Source organism: Streptomyces sp. NPDC028289 (assembly GCF_055565975.1).
In genome coordinates, this window is sequence record NZ_JBVHTI010000009.1 from 338,309 (window position 1) to 354,171 (window position 15,863).

Genomic DNA, 15,863 nt, shown 5'->3' on the forward strand with positions numbered 1-15,863 from the left:
AACCATCGCCGGACTCCATGAGGCCGCCGCCCCCACCCGTGGGCGGCGGCCTCCCCACGTCCGCCCCGGCACCACGACGATCCAGCACGTGAGGGCCCACACCCGGAGGCAGCACCCAGCATCGGGCCCGGTCACGACGCTCGCCGCACCTCGGGTGTTGGCCTTGAGGCGGCACGCCGCACGCCCTTCGCCGCTGGCAGGCGGCTCCCCTCACGTGATCCGCGACACAGGAGAGATACTTGCGTAACTTAAGCAATCCTATATGCTTGAGTTAGTCAAGCAATTGAACGCCGCACTCCGAGACACGGCGCACGAAGCGGATGGAGAACGCCATGGACGACGCGCACCGGCCCCCCTCCGCTCCCGGTCCGCTCGCCTCCTTCGCCCGATTCGTGCTGTGCGGCGGCGGTGTCGGCGTCCTCTCCAGCTTCGCCGTGGCATTGCTGGCCCTCCTGATGCCATGGGGGCTGGCGAACGCAGTGATCACCCTCGCCTCCACGCTCCTGTGCACCGAACTGCACGCCCGCTTCACTTTTGGGGCGGGGCGGCGCGCGGGGTGGCGCCAACACTGGCAGTCGGCGGGCTCGGCGGCAGCCGCCTACGTGGTGACCTGCGCCGCGATGTTCATCCTGCACCTGGTCCAGTCGTCGCCCTCGATGCTGAACGAGCAGATCGTCTACCTCAGTTCCTCCGGCCTGGCCGGAATCGGCCGCTTCCTGGTCCTGCGCCTGTTCGTCTTCGCCGGCCGGAAGCGGATTGCCGCCCCGATGCACAACCCGGTGCAGGATGCAGAGGCGGCTGGGAGCGTGCCCCCGTCCGTCCGAGGCACGGTCCGACGGAAGTTCGCGCCGCCGACCCGACGGACAGTGAACACTGCACCGGACTCCCCCAGCCCCCGGATCGCCTGGTCCGTGACCACGGGGGCACCCGTACGGCGAAGCTCCCTGTGCCGCGGCGTCGGGTTCTCCCGGCCGACCGGATTCCCGGTGTACTCGTCGAGTCGCCCGGTGCGATCGATCGGCACGGGCTCGTCTGCGAGCAGCGCGGTACGAGTGGCCGCCTGCCCGCAGTCGTCAGGACAGTCGCGTACCACGAGGGCTCAAGCAACCGCGATCCTGCGCCAACCATCTGGTCGTGCCGGAGGGGGGTGCCCGGCAGGTCGCCCGCAAGGACGCCGAGGGGCACCGACGGAGGCTGCTGAGAGGCCGCGCGGATAGGCGGCTGCTGGGCCCGGTGGGCAGACGGGACAGGCACAGGTTCCTGATCACGGAGTCTCAACGCTCTGTGACCATCGGAGGGCCTGTGCCTGCGCCGCCATCATGGCACTGGGTTTTGACAACGAGGCCTCTCGGCCTCCGGGATCACACCGCCCAGCCTGCCCACGAGCTGACCTTCGTCATACGCTGAAGCAGCTGCTTCTTGTAGGGCGGCCGCCGCACCGTGCGAGATTGGGTCACCGTGCCCGAAGACCGCCGTGTCGACCTCCAACTTGGCAAGCCGGTGCAGCGACTCGACGGCCCGGGCGCGGTCGGTGTTGAAAACACCCAGCATGGTCCGGCCGACGTTGGCGACCGTATCGCCGGTGAACAGCACCCTCGGCCCGGGCAGGTGGAGCGCGATCGACCCGTCCGTGTGCCCGGGCACGGCGACCACCACCGCTCCGCCGCCGAACTCCAGCACATCGCCGTCCTCCACCTCCCGGTCCACCCGGCACGGCGGGGCCGGCGGCAGTGGCGGAAGGGCCGCCCGGATCGGCACCTCGAACTCCTCCAGTACCGGCGGCGCCCCGACCGCCTCGCCCCGGATCACCGGTGCCTCCAGCCGATGAGCCACCACCTCCGTGCTGTGCCGGGCGGCCAGTTCGGCGGCCGAGCCCGTATGGTCCTCGTGCCAGTGCGTCAGCACGATCCGCCGCAGCTCGCCGTCCAGTACTTCGTCGATCTGCGCTACACAGTCCGCCGTCCCGGTGTCGATCAGGGTCAGCTCGTCGTCGTCCCGCCACAGATAGGCCGCCCCCACCGGGAAGCGGAGCATGCGCAGCCTCGGCAGTACCTCGATCACATCCATGCCCCCAGCCTGCACGGCCGCCCTGGCGGCCATGTGTTCGTTCGCTGACGGCTCACCAGGTGTGGGGGATACGATCAAGCCCGCCGACGCACGCCCTGCGCACGGCCAAGGTGGAACGCCCCGCAAGGCCAGGGACTCCCGCAATGCGTCGATCGCAGTGGTCCAGTCTCTGGCCGCGCAAGCCCAGGCGCGCAGGGGGCTGTTCATGGTCGCCGGGTGGGGCGTTCGTCCCAGCGGTGGGTCGTCCATGCCTGACGGATCAGGCTACGTACGGTGATGATGGTGTCGGCGAGGTCGAAGAAGGCGTCGATGACGGTGGCCCGGCGCTCGCAGCAGCGGGCGAGGCGGTGGAAGGCGTTCTGCCAGGCGTGGGTGCGCTCCACGTGCCACCGCCGGCTTGCCTGGATCGGCGCCTTCTCGCCTTTGTGCGCGATCCGGCCTTGCAGGCCACGTTCGCTGAGCAGGGCGCGGGTGGTGTCCGAGTCGTAGCCGGCGTCCAGGTGGACGGTGATGTCGTCGGGCAGCGGCCCCAGGTCGTCGAGGCGGTCCAGGGTCGCGGCGAGCAGCGGGGAGCCGTGGCGGTTGGGCTCCGGCCAGGACGCGGCCCAGTGGAATGCCGTACCCGTCCGTCATACCGGAGCGTTTCAGGCCCTGTTTGCCGCGGTCGACCGGGGAGCGCCCGGCGGCCTCGCCGCCGCCGGGGGCTTTGGTGATCGAGCCGTCGATGGCGATCCGGTCCAGGACGAGGCCGACGATCCGGTCGTAGGAATCCAGCGCGATCTGCTTGAGCTGGGCGAAAGCGCCGAGCTGGATCCACTCGTCACGGCGGTTGCGGATCGTGGTGGCCGAGCAGGTCGTGTCGGCGATCGCCTGGTAGGAGCAGCCGAACCGCAGGAGCTGCAGCATCTTGTCGAAGACGATCCGGTCGCTGATGCGGGGGCGATGGCAGCCCAGCGGATGGTCCGGGTGGTACTCCGGCCGCTCCGGCAGCAGGGCCGCGAATTGGCCCCAGAGTGGTTCGGCCAGCCATGATGGCAGTACAGGCACAGGTCTCCCCGGTGATCACAGAGCGTCGCAACTCCATGATCGCCAGGTCCTGTGCCTGCCTTGCGACCGAGGTGCCATCACCGCGCCTATCTGCGCGACCTCTGAACCGGGGAATACGGAGAAGCGTGAAGACACGACATGGAGACTGTCGCCGCCGACGACACCCTCGCCTGTCCTTCGTATCGCCGAGCGGGCCGGCTCAAACGCCCAGGTATACCGGTCGGCCTGAGTCGCTGCTCCACTCGAAGAGCGAACCAGCGTATATCGCCACGGCGGGCTGTCCGACGATGTGCGCGGCGAGGGCCACCAGGGAAGGCGATGCCGCCGCAGTACGTGGGCGGGCGACTCGACCGCGGTAGACCGGTCGTGTCCTACCTTCTGCGAAGTACCGCTGGGGGGAGGGAACTTGCCAGTTGCGGGGTCGAGCAGTGGTCGAACGGAAGGTTCTCGCTGCCAGGGATGCGACCCCGGCGGGGGATACGGAACGCGATCACACAGAGACCCCGGCCGCGCTCGGGCCTGCTTGCCGTGAGCAATCTTGGCCCGACGGGCTGTCGCGGTGCTCGCTGCCGGTAGCGGTGGGCAGGCCCGCGCCCCGCTCTGCTCACTCGTGTCCGGGTGCGGCGATGTGCGTCATCGGTCGACCGCCGCTGCCAAAGGCGCCCAGGCGAACAGCCGTGCCGGGTTGGCGCACAGTATCCGCTGGGCTTCGGTGGTGCTGAGCTCTGCCGTGAGCCAGGTCAGGGTCGCGCCGTAGTCCCGGTCTTTCTCATGCCGGGTCCAGGGCCAATCGCTTCCCCACAGCATCCGCTCGCCGCCCCCGGCGCACAGCAGGCTTCGCAACATCGCCGTGGCCGCCCGTGGCGCCGAACGGTAGGGGGCGGCCGCTTTCACCCACACATGCGGCGCGGCCAGCAGGCGGGAGAGCGCGGCGGAGCCGGGGTAGGACAGCGACGCGGACGCCGGCAGTCCCAGATGATCGACGACCACCGCGCCGGGCCAGCGGAGCAGCCACGGCTCCAGTTCCTCCCACTGTCGCTGTTGTGCCTGGACTTCCAAGTGGAGTCCGCGGGCGGCGAGTTCGTGGGCCAGTCGCCGCCAGAGCGGCTCGCCCAGTGGGGGCGCCGGGCGGCTGATCAGGTTGAGGCGGATCCCGCACACGCCCGCCTCTGCGAGCCGGTCGAGTTCCTCCCCCGGCGTTCGGGGGTCGATGACGGCCACGCCGCGGAGGCGATCCGGCGCGTTGCCGAGGGCGTCCAGCAGGTAGGAGTTGTCCGTTCCGAGGAAGCTCGGCTGCACCAGAACCCCGGCCGCGAGGCCGTGAGCGTCCAGCAGTGACAGGTAGGCGTCCACCGTGGCGTCGTAGTCCGGTGTGTACCGCCGCTCGTGCGCCAGCCGCAGATCGCGCGTGAAGACGTGGGCATGGGTGTCGAAGGCCGCGGGCGGCATCTGGGGCTCGGGTGAAGTCACGAACCAAAGAATAGTCCTATGAAGGACTAGACGTCAGCAGGATTCGGCACCATGCTTTCTCGCCATGCAGTCCATCTCACCCACGCCAGAAAGTCCTGGAGCGGCCGACCTCGCTCGGACCGACTCGCGCCTGCCGTTGCACGCCCGGCTCCGAGAGGTGCTCGCCGAGCGCATCCGCTCCGGGGAATGGGCTCCCGATCATCCGCTGCCCGCCGAGTCCGTCCTGGTCGAGTACTACGGGGTGTCGTTGGGGACGATGAGGCGGGTCTTCCGCGATCTCGTGGACGAGGGGCTGCTGGAGCGACGCCAGGGAACCGGGACGTTCGTCCGGAGGGCGTCCCTGGACGCCTCCCTCTTCCGGTTCTTCCGGTTCGGGACCGCAGGGAGCGGCTTTCCCCAGAGCCGCATTCTCTCCGCCGCCCGGCAGGTGAGTACGCCGGCCATCGCGTCCGCCCTCCGCATCACCGCCGGCAGCGAGGTCCTCCACCTGCACCGGCTGCGGCTCTACGACGAGCAGCCCGTCCTCGTCGAGGACATCTGGCTTCCGCTGCCGCTGTTCGAGCCGCTGGAGCGGGTCGGCACCGACGACCTCGGTGACCTGCTGTACCCGACGTACGAACGCTGCTGCGGACAGATCGTCGCGGCCGCCACGGAGGAGCTCACCATCGAGACCGCCACCGCGGCCGATGCGCTGCTCCTCGGGTGCGGACGCGCCGAGCCCGTGGTCGTGGTCGAGCGAGTCGCCCGCTCCCACGACGCCCGTCCGCTGGAGTACCGCCGCTCACGCGGGCTCGCGCACACCTTCCGCTACCGCATCGACATCCGCTGACCCCCGCTTCTCCGCTCACGTTCCCCGCACACGAAGAGAGCCGCTTCATGTTTGCTTGGTACCGGGACACCGACAAACCCCAAAAACGGGCCTTCTGGGCCGCCTTCGGAGGCTGGACGCTCGAAGCCGCCGACGCCCAGATGTTCGGGCTTGTCCTGCCGACCCTGCTGGCCGCCTGGCACCTGAGTACCGGAGCCGCCGGCACTCTCGCCTCCGTCACCCTCGTCTTCACCGCGTGCGGCGGCTGGCTCGCCGGCTGGGCCTCCGACCGCTACGGACGCGTCCGGGTCCTGCAGTGGACGATCATCGTCTACTCGGTCGCCACCGTACTCATCGGCTTCACCACCGGCTACTCCCAGCTGATGGTGCTGCGCAGCATCCAGGGCTTCGGTTTCGGTGGCGAGTGGGCGGCCGGAGCCGTCCTGGTCAGCGAGTACATGGGGACCCGCAATCGCGGCCGGGCATTGGGCACCGTGCAGAGCGGATGGGCGCTGGGCTGGGGCCTCGCCCTGGCGACGTACACCGTCCTGTTCAGCCTGTTCCCGGAGGGGTGGGCTTGGCGGTCGATGTTCTGGCTCGGCGCGCTCCCTGCCGCCCTGGTCATCGTGATCCGCCGCAAGGTCTCCGATCCGCCGCTCTACCTGCAGCGGGCCGCGAAGGCCGAGAATCGGGTGTCCCTGCTGCGGATCTTCAAGCCGGACCTGCTGCGGGTCACCCTGCTCGGCGCCCTGCTGGGCCTGGGCAGCCACGGCGGCTACTACGCGCTGACCACCTTCCTGCCGACGTACCTGCGCACCACACACGGTCTGTCGGTCCTCAAGACCAGTGGATACCTGGCCGTCTTCATCGCCGCCGCCTTCTTCGGATACCTCACCTCGGGAACCCTGGCCGACCGCATCGGCCGCCGCAGGAACATCATGCTCTTCGCGGTGATGTGCCTGATCTCGGTCGTTACCTACCTGTTCGTGCCGATCACCGACACACAGATGTTCTTCCTCGGCATTCCGCTAGGGTTCTTCTCCGCCGGCATCCCCGCGGGCCTCGGACCACTCTTCGCCGAGTTGTACCCGACCGCGATCCGCGGCACCGGGCAGGGCTTCTGCTACAACTTCGGCCGCGTCGTCGCGGCGGCGTTCCCCGCGCTCGTCGGTTTCCTCAGCGAGAGGCTCGGGATGGGCGCCAGCATCGGCCTGTTCGCGGGAAGCGCCTACGGCATCGCCGTCCTCGCCGCCGCCCTCCTCCCCGAGACTTCGCACAAGGAGCTCGACGCCGCCGCGCTCCTGGTGGACGAAGCGCCCGCGCGGCCGGCCGCATCAGCTCGCTGAATCCGTCCCTGGGCCGAGCCGCTCTCCGAGTCCCCCGACTGGTTCACAGCCGGAATCCGAAAGGCACCTCCGTATGACCCCGCACGCCTGGTCGCTGCTGCTCATCCTGACGGTGGCGATCGGGACGTTGATCATCCTGATCAACTCCCGCCTTCGCATACATCCGTTCGTCGCACTGATCGTCGTCACCGTCGGCACCGGACTGGCGGCCGGTGAACCGGTCGACAAGCTGACGGCGTCCATCGAGGACGGCGCGGGCGGCACCTTGGGAGATGTCGGCATCACATTGGCGCTGGGCGCCATGCTCGGCCGCCTGCTGTCCGACTCGGGCGCCACCGACGCCATCGCCCACGCCATCGTCGACCGGTCCAGCACACGACGGCTGCCGTGGCTCGTCGCGGGCGCCGCCTTCGTCATCGGCGTGCCGATGTTCTTCGAGGTCGGACTGATCGTGCTGCTCCCACTGATCTTCAGCGTGGCGCGCAGGCTGGAGGTGCAGGGCGGCACCAAGGGTTCGCCGTACGTCCTGCTGGGCGTGCCCGCCATCGCGGCGCTCTCCGCGCTGCACGGCATGCTGCCGCCGCACCCCGGCCCGCTGACCGCCATGACCGGACTCCACGCCGATCTCGGGCTCACCCTCCTGGTCGGCGTCATCTGCGCCATCCCCACCGTCGTGCTGGCCGGTCCCGTCTACGCCCGGTGGATCGCGCCCCGGCTTGCCGGCGTCCGCCCGGACGCCGCGCTGGTGGCCCAGTTCACCGGCAACGGACAGCAGCAACCCACCTCGGCCCCGGTCCCCGACGGCCAGAGCACGCACCCCGCCACCGAACCCTCCGCGGGTCCCGGCGCACAGCGTCGGACGGACACCGGACCCCGCTCCCATGTATCCACCGGCCTCGCCGTGTCCGCCGTCCTCGTCCCCGTCGTCCTCATGCTGCTGCGCACACTCGCCGAGACCACGCTCGACGCGTCCAGTCAGCTGCGCTCCGCGCTGGCCTTCGTCGGCGAACCTCTCATCGCGATGCTCGCCGGATTCCTCGTCGCTCTCGGCGTGACCGTCATAAGCGGGAACAGCCAGGGCGAGGAGACCCGTCGCTCGCTGACGGGCAGTCTGCAGTCCATCGCCTCGATCCTGCTCATCATCGGCGGCGGCGGCGCGTTCAAACAGGTCCTCCAGGATTCCGGCATCGGCGACGCCATCGCGTCGGCGGCCGAGGGAGCCCACATGGACCTGATCGTCCTGGGCTGGCTGATCGCCCTGCTCCTGTCCCTCACCACCGGTTCGGCCACGGTCGGCATCGTCTCCGCCACCGGCATCGTCGCACCGCTGGTCGGCACCGGCGGCGGTCTTGAAGCGTCCCTGCTCGTGGTCGCCATCGGTTCGGGCTCGCTCGGCCTGAACTACGTCAACCACGCCGGATTCTGGCTGGTCAAGGAATCCTTCGGCATGGACCTCACGCAAGCCGCGAAGACACAGACCGTTGTACAGACACTGGTGAGCGTGCTCGGCCTCGTCATGGCACTCCTTCTGTCCGCCTTCGCCTGACAGCCACTCACCGGCACCTGTTCCGGGGCATCGCTGCCGGTCGGCTCCTGACCACCGATCCCGACGCCGGCTGGTGTTTTCCGGAGTTCGAGCGTTGTGCCGACAGCGCGAGGCATCCAGGAATTCGGCGGTGGGCCCGGGCCTCGCGAGCCTGCCGGATTATCCTTGGTTCGTTGAACCGGGCGGTAGAGATCAAGGCCGTGTCCAGGGGCGATTGCGTCGAGCGAGGCTTGGAGCTCACGAGGGGGCGGGTCTTGGTCGGTCCGACCGATCCGGGTTCCGTGACCACGGCGGTTCCGGTCCCTCAGACTGGACCGATGAGCCCCGTGTACGGCGACGAAGGAATGATGCTCCGTTCCGACGGGCAGGTGGAGAACCCCGTGCGGTGCCTGGTCCTCGACGACTGGCACGACGCCGATGCAAGGCAGGTCGAGGCCGAGGCCGCCCGGTTGGCCGACTCCTTGCCCGTGACGCTCGGTATCGCGACCCGGCAGCCGCCGGGCCGGCTACGACCGCTGTGGAAGGCACTGACGCTGACCTTGGCGGCACGCCCGTCAGCGCCGACGCACCGGAATGGGTACCCGTCGACGATCCGCTGGTCTCGTTCGAGGAACTGGCACGGCTCGTCACGCATCGGCCGCGGGCAAGCCTGGCTCAGGGGCAGTTGCTGCGGCAGACGCCGCAGCTGAGCACCGCTCAGGTCCTGGCGGCGGAGGCGTACTCGATGCTTCTCGGCGGGACGGAGTTCGCGTCCTGGCTCACCGACCGGATTACGCCTCGGGCTTCTTGGGAGGATGGACCACTGGTCCGCGTCCGGCGGGAGAATGACCGGCTGTCCCTCCTGCTCGATCACGCACACCGGCGGAACGCGTTCAGTTTCCGGATGCGGGAGGAACTGTTGGAGGCCCTGGAAGTCGCCCTCCTCGGCGGCACGGTCGGCAGGATCGAACTGGCCCGTGCCGGGCCGGTGTTCTGTAGCGGCGGCGATCTGGCCGAGTTCGGGACGGCAACGGACCTCGTGGCGGCATATCTGGTACGGCTGGAGCAGGCACCATGGCGGCTGATCGACCGGATGCGGGACCGGGTGATGGTCCGGGTGCAGGGCGCGCGGAACTGAAGACCCTGATGGGACAGCGTTCCGATTTCGAGCAATTGATCTCCGGGCTGCTTGCGGAGGCTGTCGAGCAGGGCACCTTCCGTGCGATGCCGCCGCGGCTGGCCACCCTGCAGTTCCTCAACCTGCACAATCCCACCTATCAATGGGTGCGACCGGACGGGCAGTGGGACGCGGCGTTCCTGTCCCGCGAGTACTGCGCGACCCTGTTCCGCGGGTTCGGTGCGCCTGAGCACGCCCTGTCGCAGGTCGAAGAGCAGGCCGAGGCGTTCAAGCGCGACCGGCCGAACCTGTCCCTCGATCCCGAGACGGAGTGGGAGCCCCTCTCTGCCGACGAATGACGAACGGGCCAAGGTGTTTTGCCGCGTACTGGGCCCTTCGCCATCCCTCCTGACCCGCAGGCTCCTTCGCCGGCGCCCTCGCCGGCGTCATCCTCGCGCAGATGACCACCGACTTCGGCGGCCGCGCGGTGCCGTCCGAGAACGGCTTCCAGGTGGTCATGGCCATCGGCGCGGGCTCGGCCCTCCTCTCCTTCGCCGTCGCTTTCTTCCTCCCGCGCCACAACACCGCCGACCGGGAGGCGCCAGCCGCCGACGGCCCGGTGGACGCCGCGGAGGTCACCGAGGCCCACCAAGTTACTTGACTCAAGCAAATTCAATGTGATTGCCCAACTCAAGCAAGGAAATGACTCCCCAGAAAGGTGAATCCCATGAAGGCACTCCTCTCCTCCCGCCCCACCCTTTGGTTCCTGTTCCTGTTCAACCTCACCGTCGCCGCGGCCGCACCCTTCGTCGCGGACGGCACCCAGGGCATCCTCACCAGCGTCGGCATGGGCGTCGTAGCCCTCGGCGCGGGCAGCGGTCTCCTCCGGAGCCGCGGCCGGCACGCCTGACCGCCTGACCCTGGGACGGGACGCGCCGCTTCCCTTCCCGGGCCCTTCGATCCCCTTCGAACCTCATCGAGCCCTGTTGAACCCCAGGAGCGTCTCCCATGCCGCACACGTCACCGCCACCACCAAGCGGTCCCGAACCGGCCGGCCCACGTCCGCCACCGCCAACCCGACACGGCACGGCGTCGGCACCGCGGCCCCCACCACGTCGCCACTGCACCACATGGCCCTGTTCTTCGCCCCGTCGAAGAACAACGAACAGCCCTGAGCGAACGCCATCCCCAGTCCACCGCACCAGCGGCGGGCAGATTGCCCTCGGCGAGGGCGTGCAGGGTCAACCCGTCGCCGGGACCGGTATCGAATAACGCGCCTCCGTGGCGAATTACCGCCCGACCACCTACCAGTTTTTCCGAAACCTAAGCTTGCACGTCGCGCATCTCCACAGGGGATGCCTCACCGGCGTACGTCCGATCCGAACGGGCCAACTGCCCGGCCGGGAGCAGTCATCTGACCCGATCCTGTGAGCCGGTTATCAATTTCCTGAAGAGCGGATGATTTCAGAGCATTCTGCTTGCTCGGCTTCGGCGGTCGAGACTACCGTTCCCGGAAAGTATTGAGACCGGTCGTTCTATTCATCCGGTCCGAGAACCCGGAGAGAAGCCAACAGGAGGATTCCTTGACCTCGGAGAAGACACAGCGCCCCGGTGCCGGACCGGTGAGCCGGCGTCTGTTCCTCGGCGGCACGCTGGCCGCCGCCGCGGGAGTGGGCGCCCTAGCCGGCGGTGCGAACCCGGCCTCCGCGGCCACCTCCACGTCGTCCTCGACCACGTCGAGCGGTGCCGGACCGCTGCCCGGGCCCGTACGGATCGACACCGGTCTGGTCTCCGGAACCGCCGCCGAGCTCTCCGGTGTCACCGCGTACCTGGGCATCCCCTACGCGGCGTCCACCGCCGGGGAGAACCGCTGGCGACCGCCGCAGCCCACCGCGTCCTGGTCGGGCGTACGCAAGGCCGATGCCTTCGGTGACATCCCCCCGCAGATGTCGATGGGACCGGGCGGTTCCTCCTCCACGCCGGCGCAGAGCGAGGACTGCCTCAACCTCAACGTGTGGACCGCGGCGGCGTCCTCGCACGAGCGCCGCCCGGTCTTCGTCTGGATCTACGGCGGCCGTTTCTCCATGGGCTCCGGAGCGGACCCCACCTTCGACGGAGCGGGCCTGGCCGCCAAGGGCCTGGTCGTGGTGACCCTCAACTACCGTGAGGGGGCCCTGGGTTTCCTGGCCACCCCCGAACTGACCGCCGAGGACGCGCACGGCTCCTCCGGGAACTACGGGCTGCTGGACCAGATCGCGGCGCTGAAGTGGGTGCAGCGCAACATTCACGCGTTCGGCGGCAACCCTGACCAAGTGACCATCGCCGGGCAGTCCGCGGGCTCCGCCTCCGTCCTGGAACTGGTGTACTCCCCGCTGGGCAGGGGACTGTTCCACGGCGCCATCGCGGAAAGCGGGGCGCGCTACCCGCGCGACCCGGAGACCGCTGGACTGGCCACCTCCTACCGGCCAACCCTCTCCGGGGCCGAGGCCCAGGGCACCGCCTACCTCAAGACGCTCGGCGTCAGCACCATCGCCGAGGCCCGCGCCCTGGACTACACCAAGGTGATAGCGGGCGAGATGGCCAACGACACCACGGTGTCCGCCCCGATGAACGGCAACCCCCCGCTGTTCCGCCCGGTGCTCGACGGTTATGTGCAGCCCCGCAGCTATCAGGAGGCGCTCTCCCGCGGCCTGCACAACGACGTTCCGATCATCACCGGCAACAACAAGGACGAGAGCGGCGCCACCCCCACCGCGGACACGACACTGACCGCGTACCAGGCGATGGCCAAGACCAAGTACGGCACGCTGGAGGACCGGTTCCTCGACCTCTACCCGGCGAGCACCGACACCGAGGCCTGGGAGCAGACCAACGCCTCCGCCCGGGACAGCTCCCGGCTCTCCACCACGCTGTGGGCCACCGAGTGGCTGAGCCAGGCCAAGAGCCCGGTGTTCACCTACTTCTGGACGCACGCACCGCCCGGACAGGACCGGGGCGCCTACCACGGCTCGGAGATCCAGTACGTCCTCGACAACCTCTACGCAAGCGGCAGCGGGTGGACCGACACCGACCAGAAGATCGCCGACACCCTCTCCGACTACGTGGTCAACTTCGCCACCCACGGTGACCCCAACGGCAAGGGCCTGACCCGCTGGCAGCCCACTCGCCCGGGCCGGTACACCACCATGGAACTCGGCGACAACTGGGGCCCCATCGCCGACGCCACCGGCGAGCAGCTGGACTTCTACGTCGAGGACTACTTCCCCAGCCAGCCGGCCTGGTGACCCCACGGCTGGTGCGGCCCCTCATCCGAGGCCGTACCAGCGGCCCCACTCAGCGGAATCGACCGCCCGGTCATAAACATGAAATACGGGGTCAACACCTTCCATGAAGAGGTCGCCTCATAGGGAATGCAGAGGTTCCGGGGGTCTCGGATCCTGATTACGGCGTGATAGACAAAGAAGTCGCAATACGCGTTCCCCTTTCGCCTTCCCTCTCCCCTCACCCGCCCCGCGACCCGAGGAGATTTCTCCGACCATGCGTAAGAACCTTGCTCTCACAACCGGCGCCGTTCTGTCGGCGGCCCTCGTCGTCAGCGGCTGCGGTTCAGGTGATTCCACGACATCGTCGTCGAGCCCTTCCGCGCAGCAGAGCGGCAGTCAGGGGGGCCCAGGGGGGATGGGCATGCAGCAGGTCACGGAGGTCAATCTCAACACCGACGGGGCAAGTCCGGGCGGCGCCAACACCGTGGCGGTCGTCAAGGCCGTGAAGGCGTTCCTGGCCACGCTGGACGACGCCAAGCGGAAGAAGGTCGAGTACGACTTCTCGGACAACAAGGCGCGGCAGACCTGGTCGAACTTCCCCGCGATGACCGTGCCCCGCGAGGGCATCGAGATGTCCGACCTCACCGCCGCGCAGCAGAAGGCCGCCGACACGGTGCTCCAGGTGGCGCTGAGCCCCAGCGGCGCCCAGGAGGACGCCGACATCCGGAAGGCCGACAACGAGCTGAACAGCCTCGGCGGCCAGGGCGCGGACGGTTTCGGCAGCCTGAAGGACTACTACTTCGCCGTGTACGGGACACCGTCGACGACGCAGCCGTTCATGGTCCAGTTCGGCGGGCACCACCTGGCCCGCAACCTCACCTACAACGGCGACAAGGTCAGCCAGACCCCGCAGTTCGTCGGCTCCGAGCCGACGTCGTTCAAGTCAGGCGGCTCTACGGTCGAGCCGGTCAAGGCCGAGTCGACGGCCATGTTCGGCATGCTGGCGGGGCTCGACGCCCAGCAGAAGAAGGCCGCGGAGATCACCTCCGGGACGTTCGACGACCTGGTCATGGGCCCCGGCAAGGACTCGGGAGTGTTCCCCACCCCCGAGGGACTGCTGGTGTCGAAGCTGACCGCCGCCCAGAAGAAGCTGGTCATCGCGGCGATCAAGACCTACGTCGGTGACCTCGACAGCACGGCCGCCGACAAGCTGATGGCGAAGTACGAGTCCGAGCTGGACAAGACCCGCATCGGATGGTCCAACAACACCGGCCCGACCGACGAGAACAGCTACATCCGCATCGACGGCCCCAGCGTGTGGATCGAGTTCATCAACACCCGCAGCCAGAGCACACCCAACATCCACTACCACTCGGTGTACCGGGACAAGACCAACGACTACGGCAGCAGCAAGCCGAAGTGAACATGCACGCCAGGTGGGCGGCCCGCGCCGGGACACTGCTCACGTGTCTCGCGGCCCTGACCGCCGTCCTGACGATCACGGCACCGACGCGCGCGGACGCCCACCCCCTCAGCACCACCGCGATCCTGCTCGACGTGGCACCGGAGAAGGTGACCGGCAAGGTGGAACTGCCCATCGACCGGCTCGCCATCGCCCTCGACCAGCCACTCACCGCGAAGACCGTCGTCAAACCGGCCAAGCTCGAAGAGCTGCGCCGCTACGTCCGAGGCCACACCTCGGCGGCCGACCCCGACGGCACCCGATGGACCACCACGGTCGGCGGCGGCCGCGTCCAGCGGGTCGACGGCGTCGACCACCTGGTCTTCGACCTGGTCCTGCAGCCGCCGACCGGCACGGTCCACGACTTCCGGCTCACCTACGACGCGATCGTGCACCACCTGCTGTCCCACCAGATCCTCGTCTCGCTTCGCCCCGAGGGCTCCGACAGCTACACCACCGTGGGCGTGCTCGACTGGCAGCAGCACACCCTCGCGATACCGGCCGCCGGTGCCTCCAGCGAGCACGGTTTCACCACCGCCGTACATCTGGGCATCCGGCACATCGCCGAAGGCGCCGACCATCTGCTGTTCCTCATCATGCTCCTGCTCCCCGCTCCGCTCCTGGCCCGCCGCGGCCGTTGGGTCCGCGCCGACGACCTGCGCCGCAACTGCGTGCGCGTCGTGCACGTGGTCACCGCCTTCGCCGTCGGGCACTCCATCACCCTCGCCCTGGCCGCACTCGGCTACGTCAGCGCTCCCACGCGGGTCGTGGAAAGCCTTATCGCCCTGTCCATCCTGGTCTCCGGCATCCACGCCGTCCGGCCCCTCGTCCCCGGCGGTGAGGCGTGGATCGCCGCCGGGTTCGGGCTCATGCACGGCCTCGCCTTCGCCGCGCTGCTGGGCGGCCTCGACCTCGGCCAAGGGTCCCTGGTCACCACCTTGCTCGGCTTCAACCTCGGCATCGAGCTGACCCAGCTCATGGTTGTCGCCCTGCTCATGCCGTCGCTGTTGATCCTCAGCAGAACGCGGATCTACCCGGCGGTCCGCCTCACGGTCGCGGCGATCGGCATCGTGCTGGCCGCGGCGTGGCTCGCCGAGCGCACCACCCTGCTGGCGAACAACCCGCTCAACCGCGTCACCGACGCGCTCATCGCGCATCCGTTCCTCGTCGCCGGAGCCCTCGCGGCCGTCGCGGCGGCCAGCTGGTCCGTACCCGACCTTCGTCACCAGGATCGCGCTGCCACCGGGGGCTCAGCCGTGCAGTGAGCGGTACGCCGCGACCGCCCCGGGGTGCAGGGCGATGTCCCCCGTGCCGATGAGACTGCCGACGTCGAGGAACTGGGTGCCGACGGCGTTGGGGGGTACGAGTGCGGTCGCGCGCAAGACCAGCAGGCGGGTGAGCGCTTCGGCCGCACCGCGGGGAAGGTCGGGGCGGCACACCAGCAGGTTGGACACGCCGATGGTGGCGACGCCGCCCGCCGCCCGGTACGCGCCCTGGGGCAGGGACACCTCTTCCAGGCCCGAGCCGGCCCGACCGCCCTGGCCGCCGAGCCGGGGCAGCAGCCCGGCCAGCGGTAGGAACCGCAGACCGAAACGGTCGTCGAGCTCGGACAGAAGCGGTGGCGGTACACCGGCCGCGACGAGCAGGGCGTCCACCGAGCCCGTCCGCATGGCGTCGGCCGCGTCGGCCAGGGGCAGATGGCGTACGGGAACGCCGGTGCCGGGGGAAAGACCCGCGGCGTGCAGGATCCTCTCGCCG

Annotated in this window: 14 protein-coding genes and 2 pseudogenes; 12 read left to right on the forward strand and 4 right to left on the reverse strand. The window is 69.2% G+C overall.

Going from position 1 to position 15,863, the window contains the following annotated elements:
* Positions 1 to 320 precede the first annotated feature (320 nt).
* Positions 321 to 749, forward strand: a pseudogene (locus tag ACZ4UV_RS41295) (GtrA family protein); the annotation flags it as partial.
* 568 nt (positions 750 to 1,317) lie between these two features.
* On the opposite strand, the gene ACZ4UV_RS41300 reads toward ACZ4UV_RS41295, so the two are convergent.
* The 3 genes and pseudogenes from ACZ4UV_RS41300 to ACZ4UV_RS41310 all read right to left on the reverse strand — a co-directional run bounded on the left by ACZ4UV_RS41300 (position 1,318) and on the right by ACZ4UV_RS41310 (position 4,584).
* Complete coding sequence (locus ACZ4UV_RS41300) at positions 1,318 to 2,067, reverse strand: MBL fold metallo-hydrolase (protein WP_467845187.1); 750 nt, start codon at positions 2,065 to 2,067, stop codon at positions 1,318 to 1,320.
* A 203-nt stretch (positions 2,068 to 2,270) separates the two neighbouring features.
* A pseudogene (locus tag ACZ4UV_RS41305) lies at positions 2,271 to 3,114 on the reverse strand (IS5 family transposase).
* 633 nt (positions 3,115 to 3,747) lie between these two features.
* Complete coding sequence (locus ACZ4UV_RS41310; protein WP_451019266.1) at positions 3,748 to 4,584, reverse strand: amidohydrolase family protein; 837 nt, start codon at positions 4,582 to 4,584, stop codon at positions 3,748 to 3,750.
* A 64-nt stretch (positions 4,585 to 4,648) separates the two neighbouring features.
* Between ACZ4UV_RS41310 and ACZ4UV_RS41315 the strand changes: the two genes are divergently transcribed.
* From ACZ4UV_RS41315 to ACZ4UV_RS41365, 11 genes are all read left to right on the forward strand, one after another.
* Complete coding sequence (locus ACZ4UV_RS41315; RefSeq protein ID WP_451019265.1) at positions 4,649 to 5,413, forward strand: GntR family transcriptional regulator; 765 nt, start codon at positions 4,649 to 4,651, stop codon at positions 5,411 to 5,413.
* A 47-nt stretch (positions 5,414 to 5,460) separates the two neighbouring features.
* Positions 5,461 to 6,738 (forward strand): MFS transporter, encoded by a 1,278-nt coding sequence (locus ACZ4UV_RS41320; protein WP_467845191.1) that lies wholly within the window; start codon positions 5,461 to 5,463, stop codon positions 6,736 to 6,738.
* A 73-nt stretch (positions 6,739 to 6,811) separates the two neighbouring features.
* A complete protein-coding gene (locus tag ACZ4UV_RS41325) occupies positions 6,812 to 8,284 on the forward strand; it encodes a GntP family permease (RefSeq protein ID WP_451019263.1) in 1,473 nt (490 codons plus the stop codon).
* A gap of 517 nt (positions 8,285 to 8,801) precedes the next feature.
* On the forward strand, positions 8,802 to 9,401 hold the full coding sequence (locus ACZ4UV_RS41330) for a hypothetical protein (protein ID WP_467845195.1): 600 nt from the start codon (positions 8,802 to 8,804) through the stop codon (positions 9,399 to 9,401).
* A gap of 8 nt (positions 9,402 to 9,409) precedes the next feature.
* The gene (locus tag ACZ4UV_RS41335) at positions 9,410 to 9,739 is read left to right on the forward strand and encodes a hypothetical protein (protein ID WP_467845198.1); all 330 of its coding nucleotides are present in this window, start codon (positions 9,410 to 9,412) and stop codon (positions 9,737 to 9,739) included.
* Between the two features lie 101 nt (positions 9,740 to 9,840).
* Entirely contained in the window at positions 9,841 to 10,041 is a 201-nt protein-coding gene (locus ACZ4UV_RS41340; protein WP_467845200.1) for a hypothetical protein, read from the forward strand.
* A gap of 66 nt (positions 10,042 to 10,107) precedes the next feature.
* Positions 10,108 to 10,290 (forward strand): hypothetical protein, encoded by a 183-nt coding sequence (locus ACZ4UV_RS41345; protein WP_467845201.1) that lies wholly within the window; start codon positions 10,108 to 10,110, stop codon positions 10,288 to 10,290.
* A 76-nt stretch (positions 10,291 to 10,366) separates the two neighbouring features.
* Positions 10,367 to 10,555, forward strand: coding sequence for a hypothetical protein (locus ACZ4UV_RS41350; protein WP_451019259.1), 189 nt, complete (start codon positions 10,367 to 10,369; stop codon positions 10,553 to 10,555).
* Between the two features lie 408 nt (positions 10,556 to 10,963).
* Positions 10,964 to 12,664 carry a carboxylesterase/lipase family protein gene (locus ACZ4UV_RS41355; RefSeq protein WP_451019258.1) on the forward strand — a complete coding sequence of 567 codons (1,701 nt, stop codon included), beginning with the start codon at positions 10,964 to 10,966 and terminating at the stop codon, positions 12,662 to 12,664.
* Between the two features lie 400 nt (positions 12,665 to 13,064).
* Complete coding sequence (locus ACZ4UV_RS41360) at positions 13,065 to 14,066, forward strand: DUF3500 domain-containing protein (protein WP_451019257.1); 1,002 nt, start codon at positions 13,065 to 13,067, stop codon at positions 14,064 to 14,066.
* Between the two features lie 2 nt (positions 14,067 to 14,068).
* Positions 14,069 to 15,370: a HupE/UreJ family protein gene (locus tag ACZ4UV_RS41365; protein ID WP_467845206.1), complete on the forward strand. Its 1,302-nt coding sequence runs from the start codon at positions 14,069 to 14,071 to the stop codon at positions 15,368 to 15,370.
* Here ACZ4UV_RS41365 and ACZ4UV_RS41370 read toward each other — a convergent pair.
* Positions 15,356 to 15,853 carry a TAXI family TRAP transporter solute-binding subunit gene (locus ACZ4UV_RS41370; protein ID WP_467845496.1) on the reverse strand — a complete coding sequence of 166 codons (498 nt, stop codon included), beginning with the start codon at positions 15,851 to 15,853 and terminating at the stop codon, positions 15,356 to 15,358. The two genes, ACZ4UV_RS41365 and ACZ4UV_RS41370, sit on opposite strands and share 15 nt — an antisense overlap.
* Between the last annotated feature and the right edge of the window lie 10 nt (positions 15,854 to 15,863).

Excerpts from the sequence above, each read along its gene's own strand:
- ACZ4UV_RS41300 (WP_467845187.1), bottom strand. The coding sequence starts at position 2,067 with ATGGATGTGATCGAGGTACTGCCGAGGCTGCGCATGCTCCGCTTCCCG.
- ACZ4UV_RS41315 (WP_451019265.1), top strand. The coding sequence starts at position 4,649 with ATGCAGTCCATCTCACCCACGCCAGAAAGTCCTGGAGCGGCCGACCTC.
- ACZ4UV_RS41320 (WP_467845191.1), top strand. The coding sequence starts at position 5,461 with ATGTTTGCTTGGTACCGGGACACCGACAAACCCCAAAAACGGGCCTTC.
- ACZ4UV_RS41325 (WP_451019263.1), top strand. The coding sequence starts at position 6,812 with ATGACCCCGCACGCCTGGTCGCTGCTGCTCATCCTGACGGTGGCGATC.
- ACZ4UV_RS41335 (WP_467845198.1), top strand. The coding sequence starts at position 9,410 with ATGGGACAGCGTTCCGATTTCGAGCAATTGATCTCCGGGCTGCTTGCG.
- ACZ4UV_RS41340 (WP_467845200.1), top strand. The coding sequence starts at position 9,841 with ATGACCACCGACTTCGGCGGCCGCGCGGTGCCGTCCGAGAACGGCTTC.
- ACZ4UV_RS41345 (WP_467845201.1), top strand. The coding sequence starts at position 10,108 with ATGAAGGCACTCCTCTCCTCCCGCCCCACCCTTTGGTTCCTGTTCCTG.
- ACZ4UV_RS41360 (WP_451019257.1), top strand. The coding sequence starts at position 13,065 with ATGCAGCAGGTCACGGAGGTCAATCTCAACACCGACGGGGCAAGTCCG.
- ACZ4UV_RS41365 (WP_467845206.1), top strand. The coding sequence starts at position 14,069 with ATGCACGCCAGGTGGGCGGCCCGCGCCGGGACACTGCTCACGTGTCTC.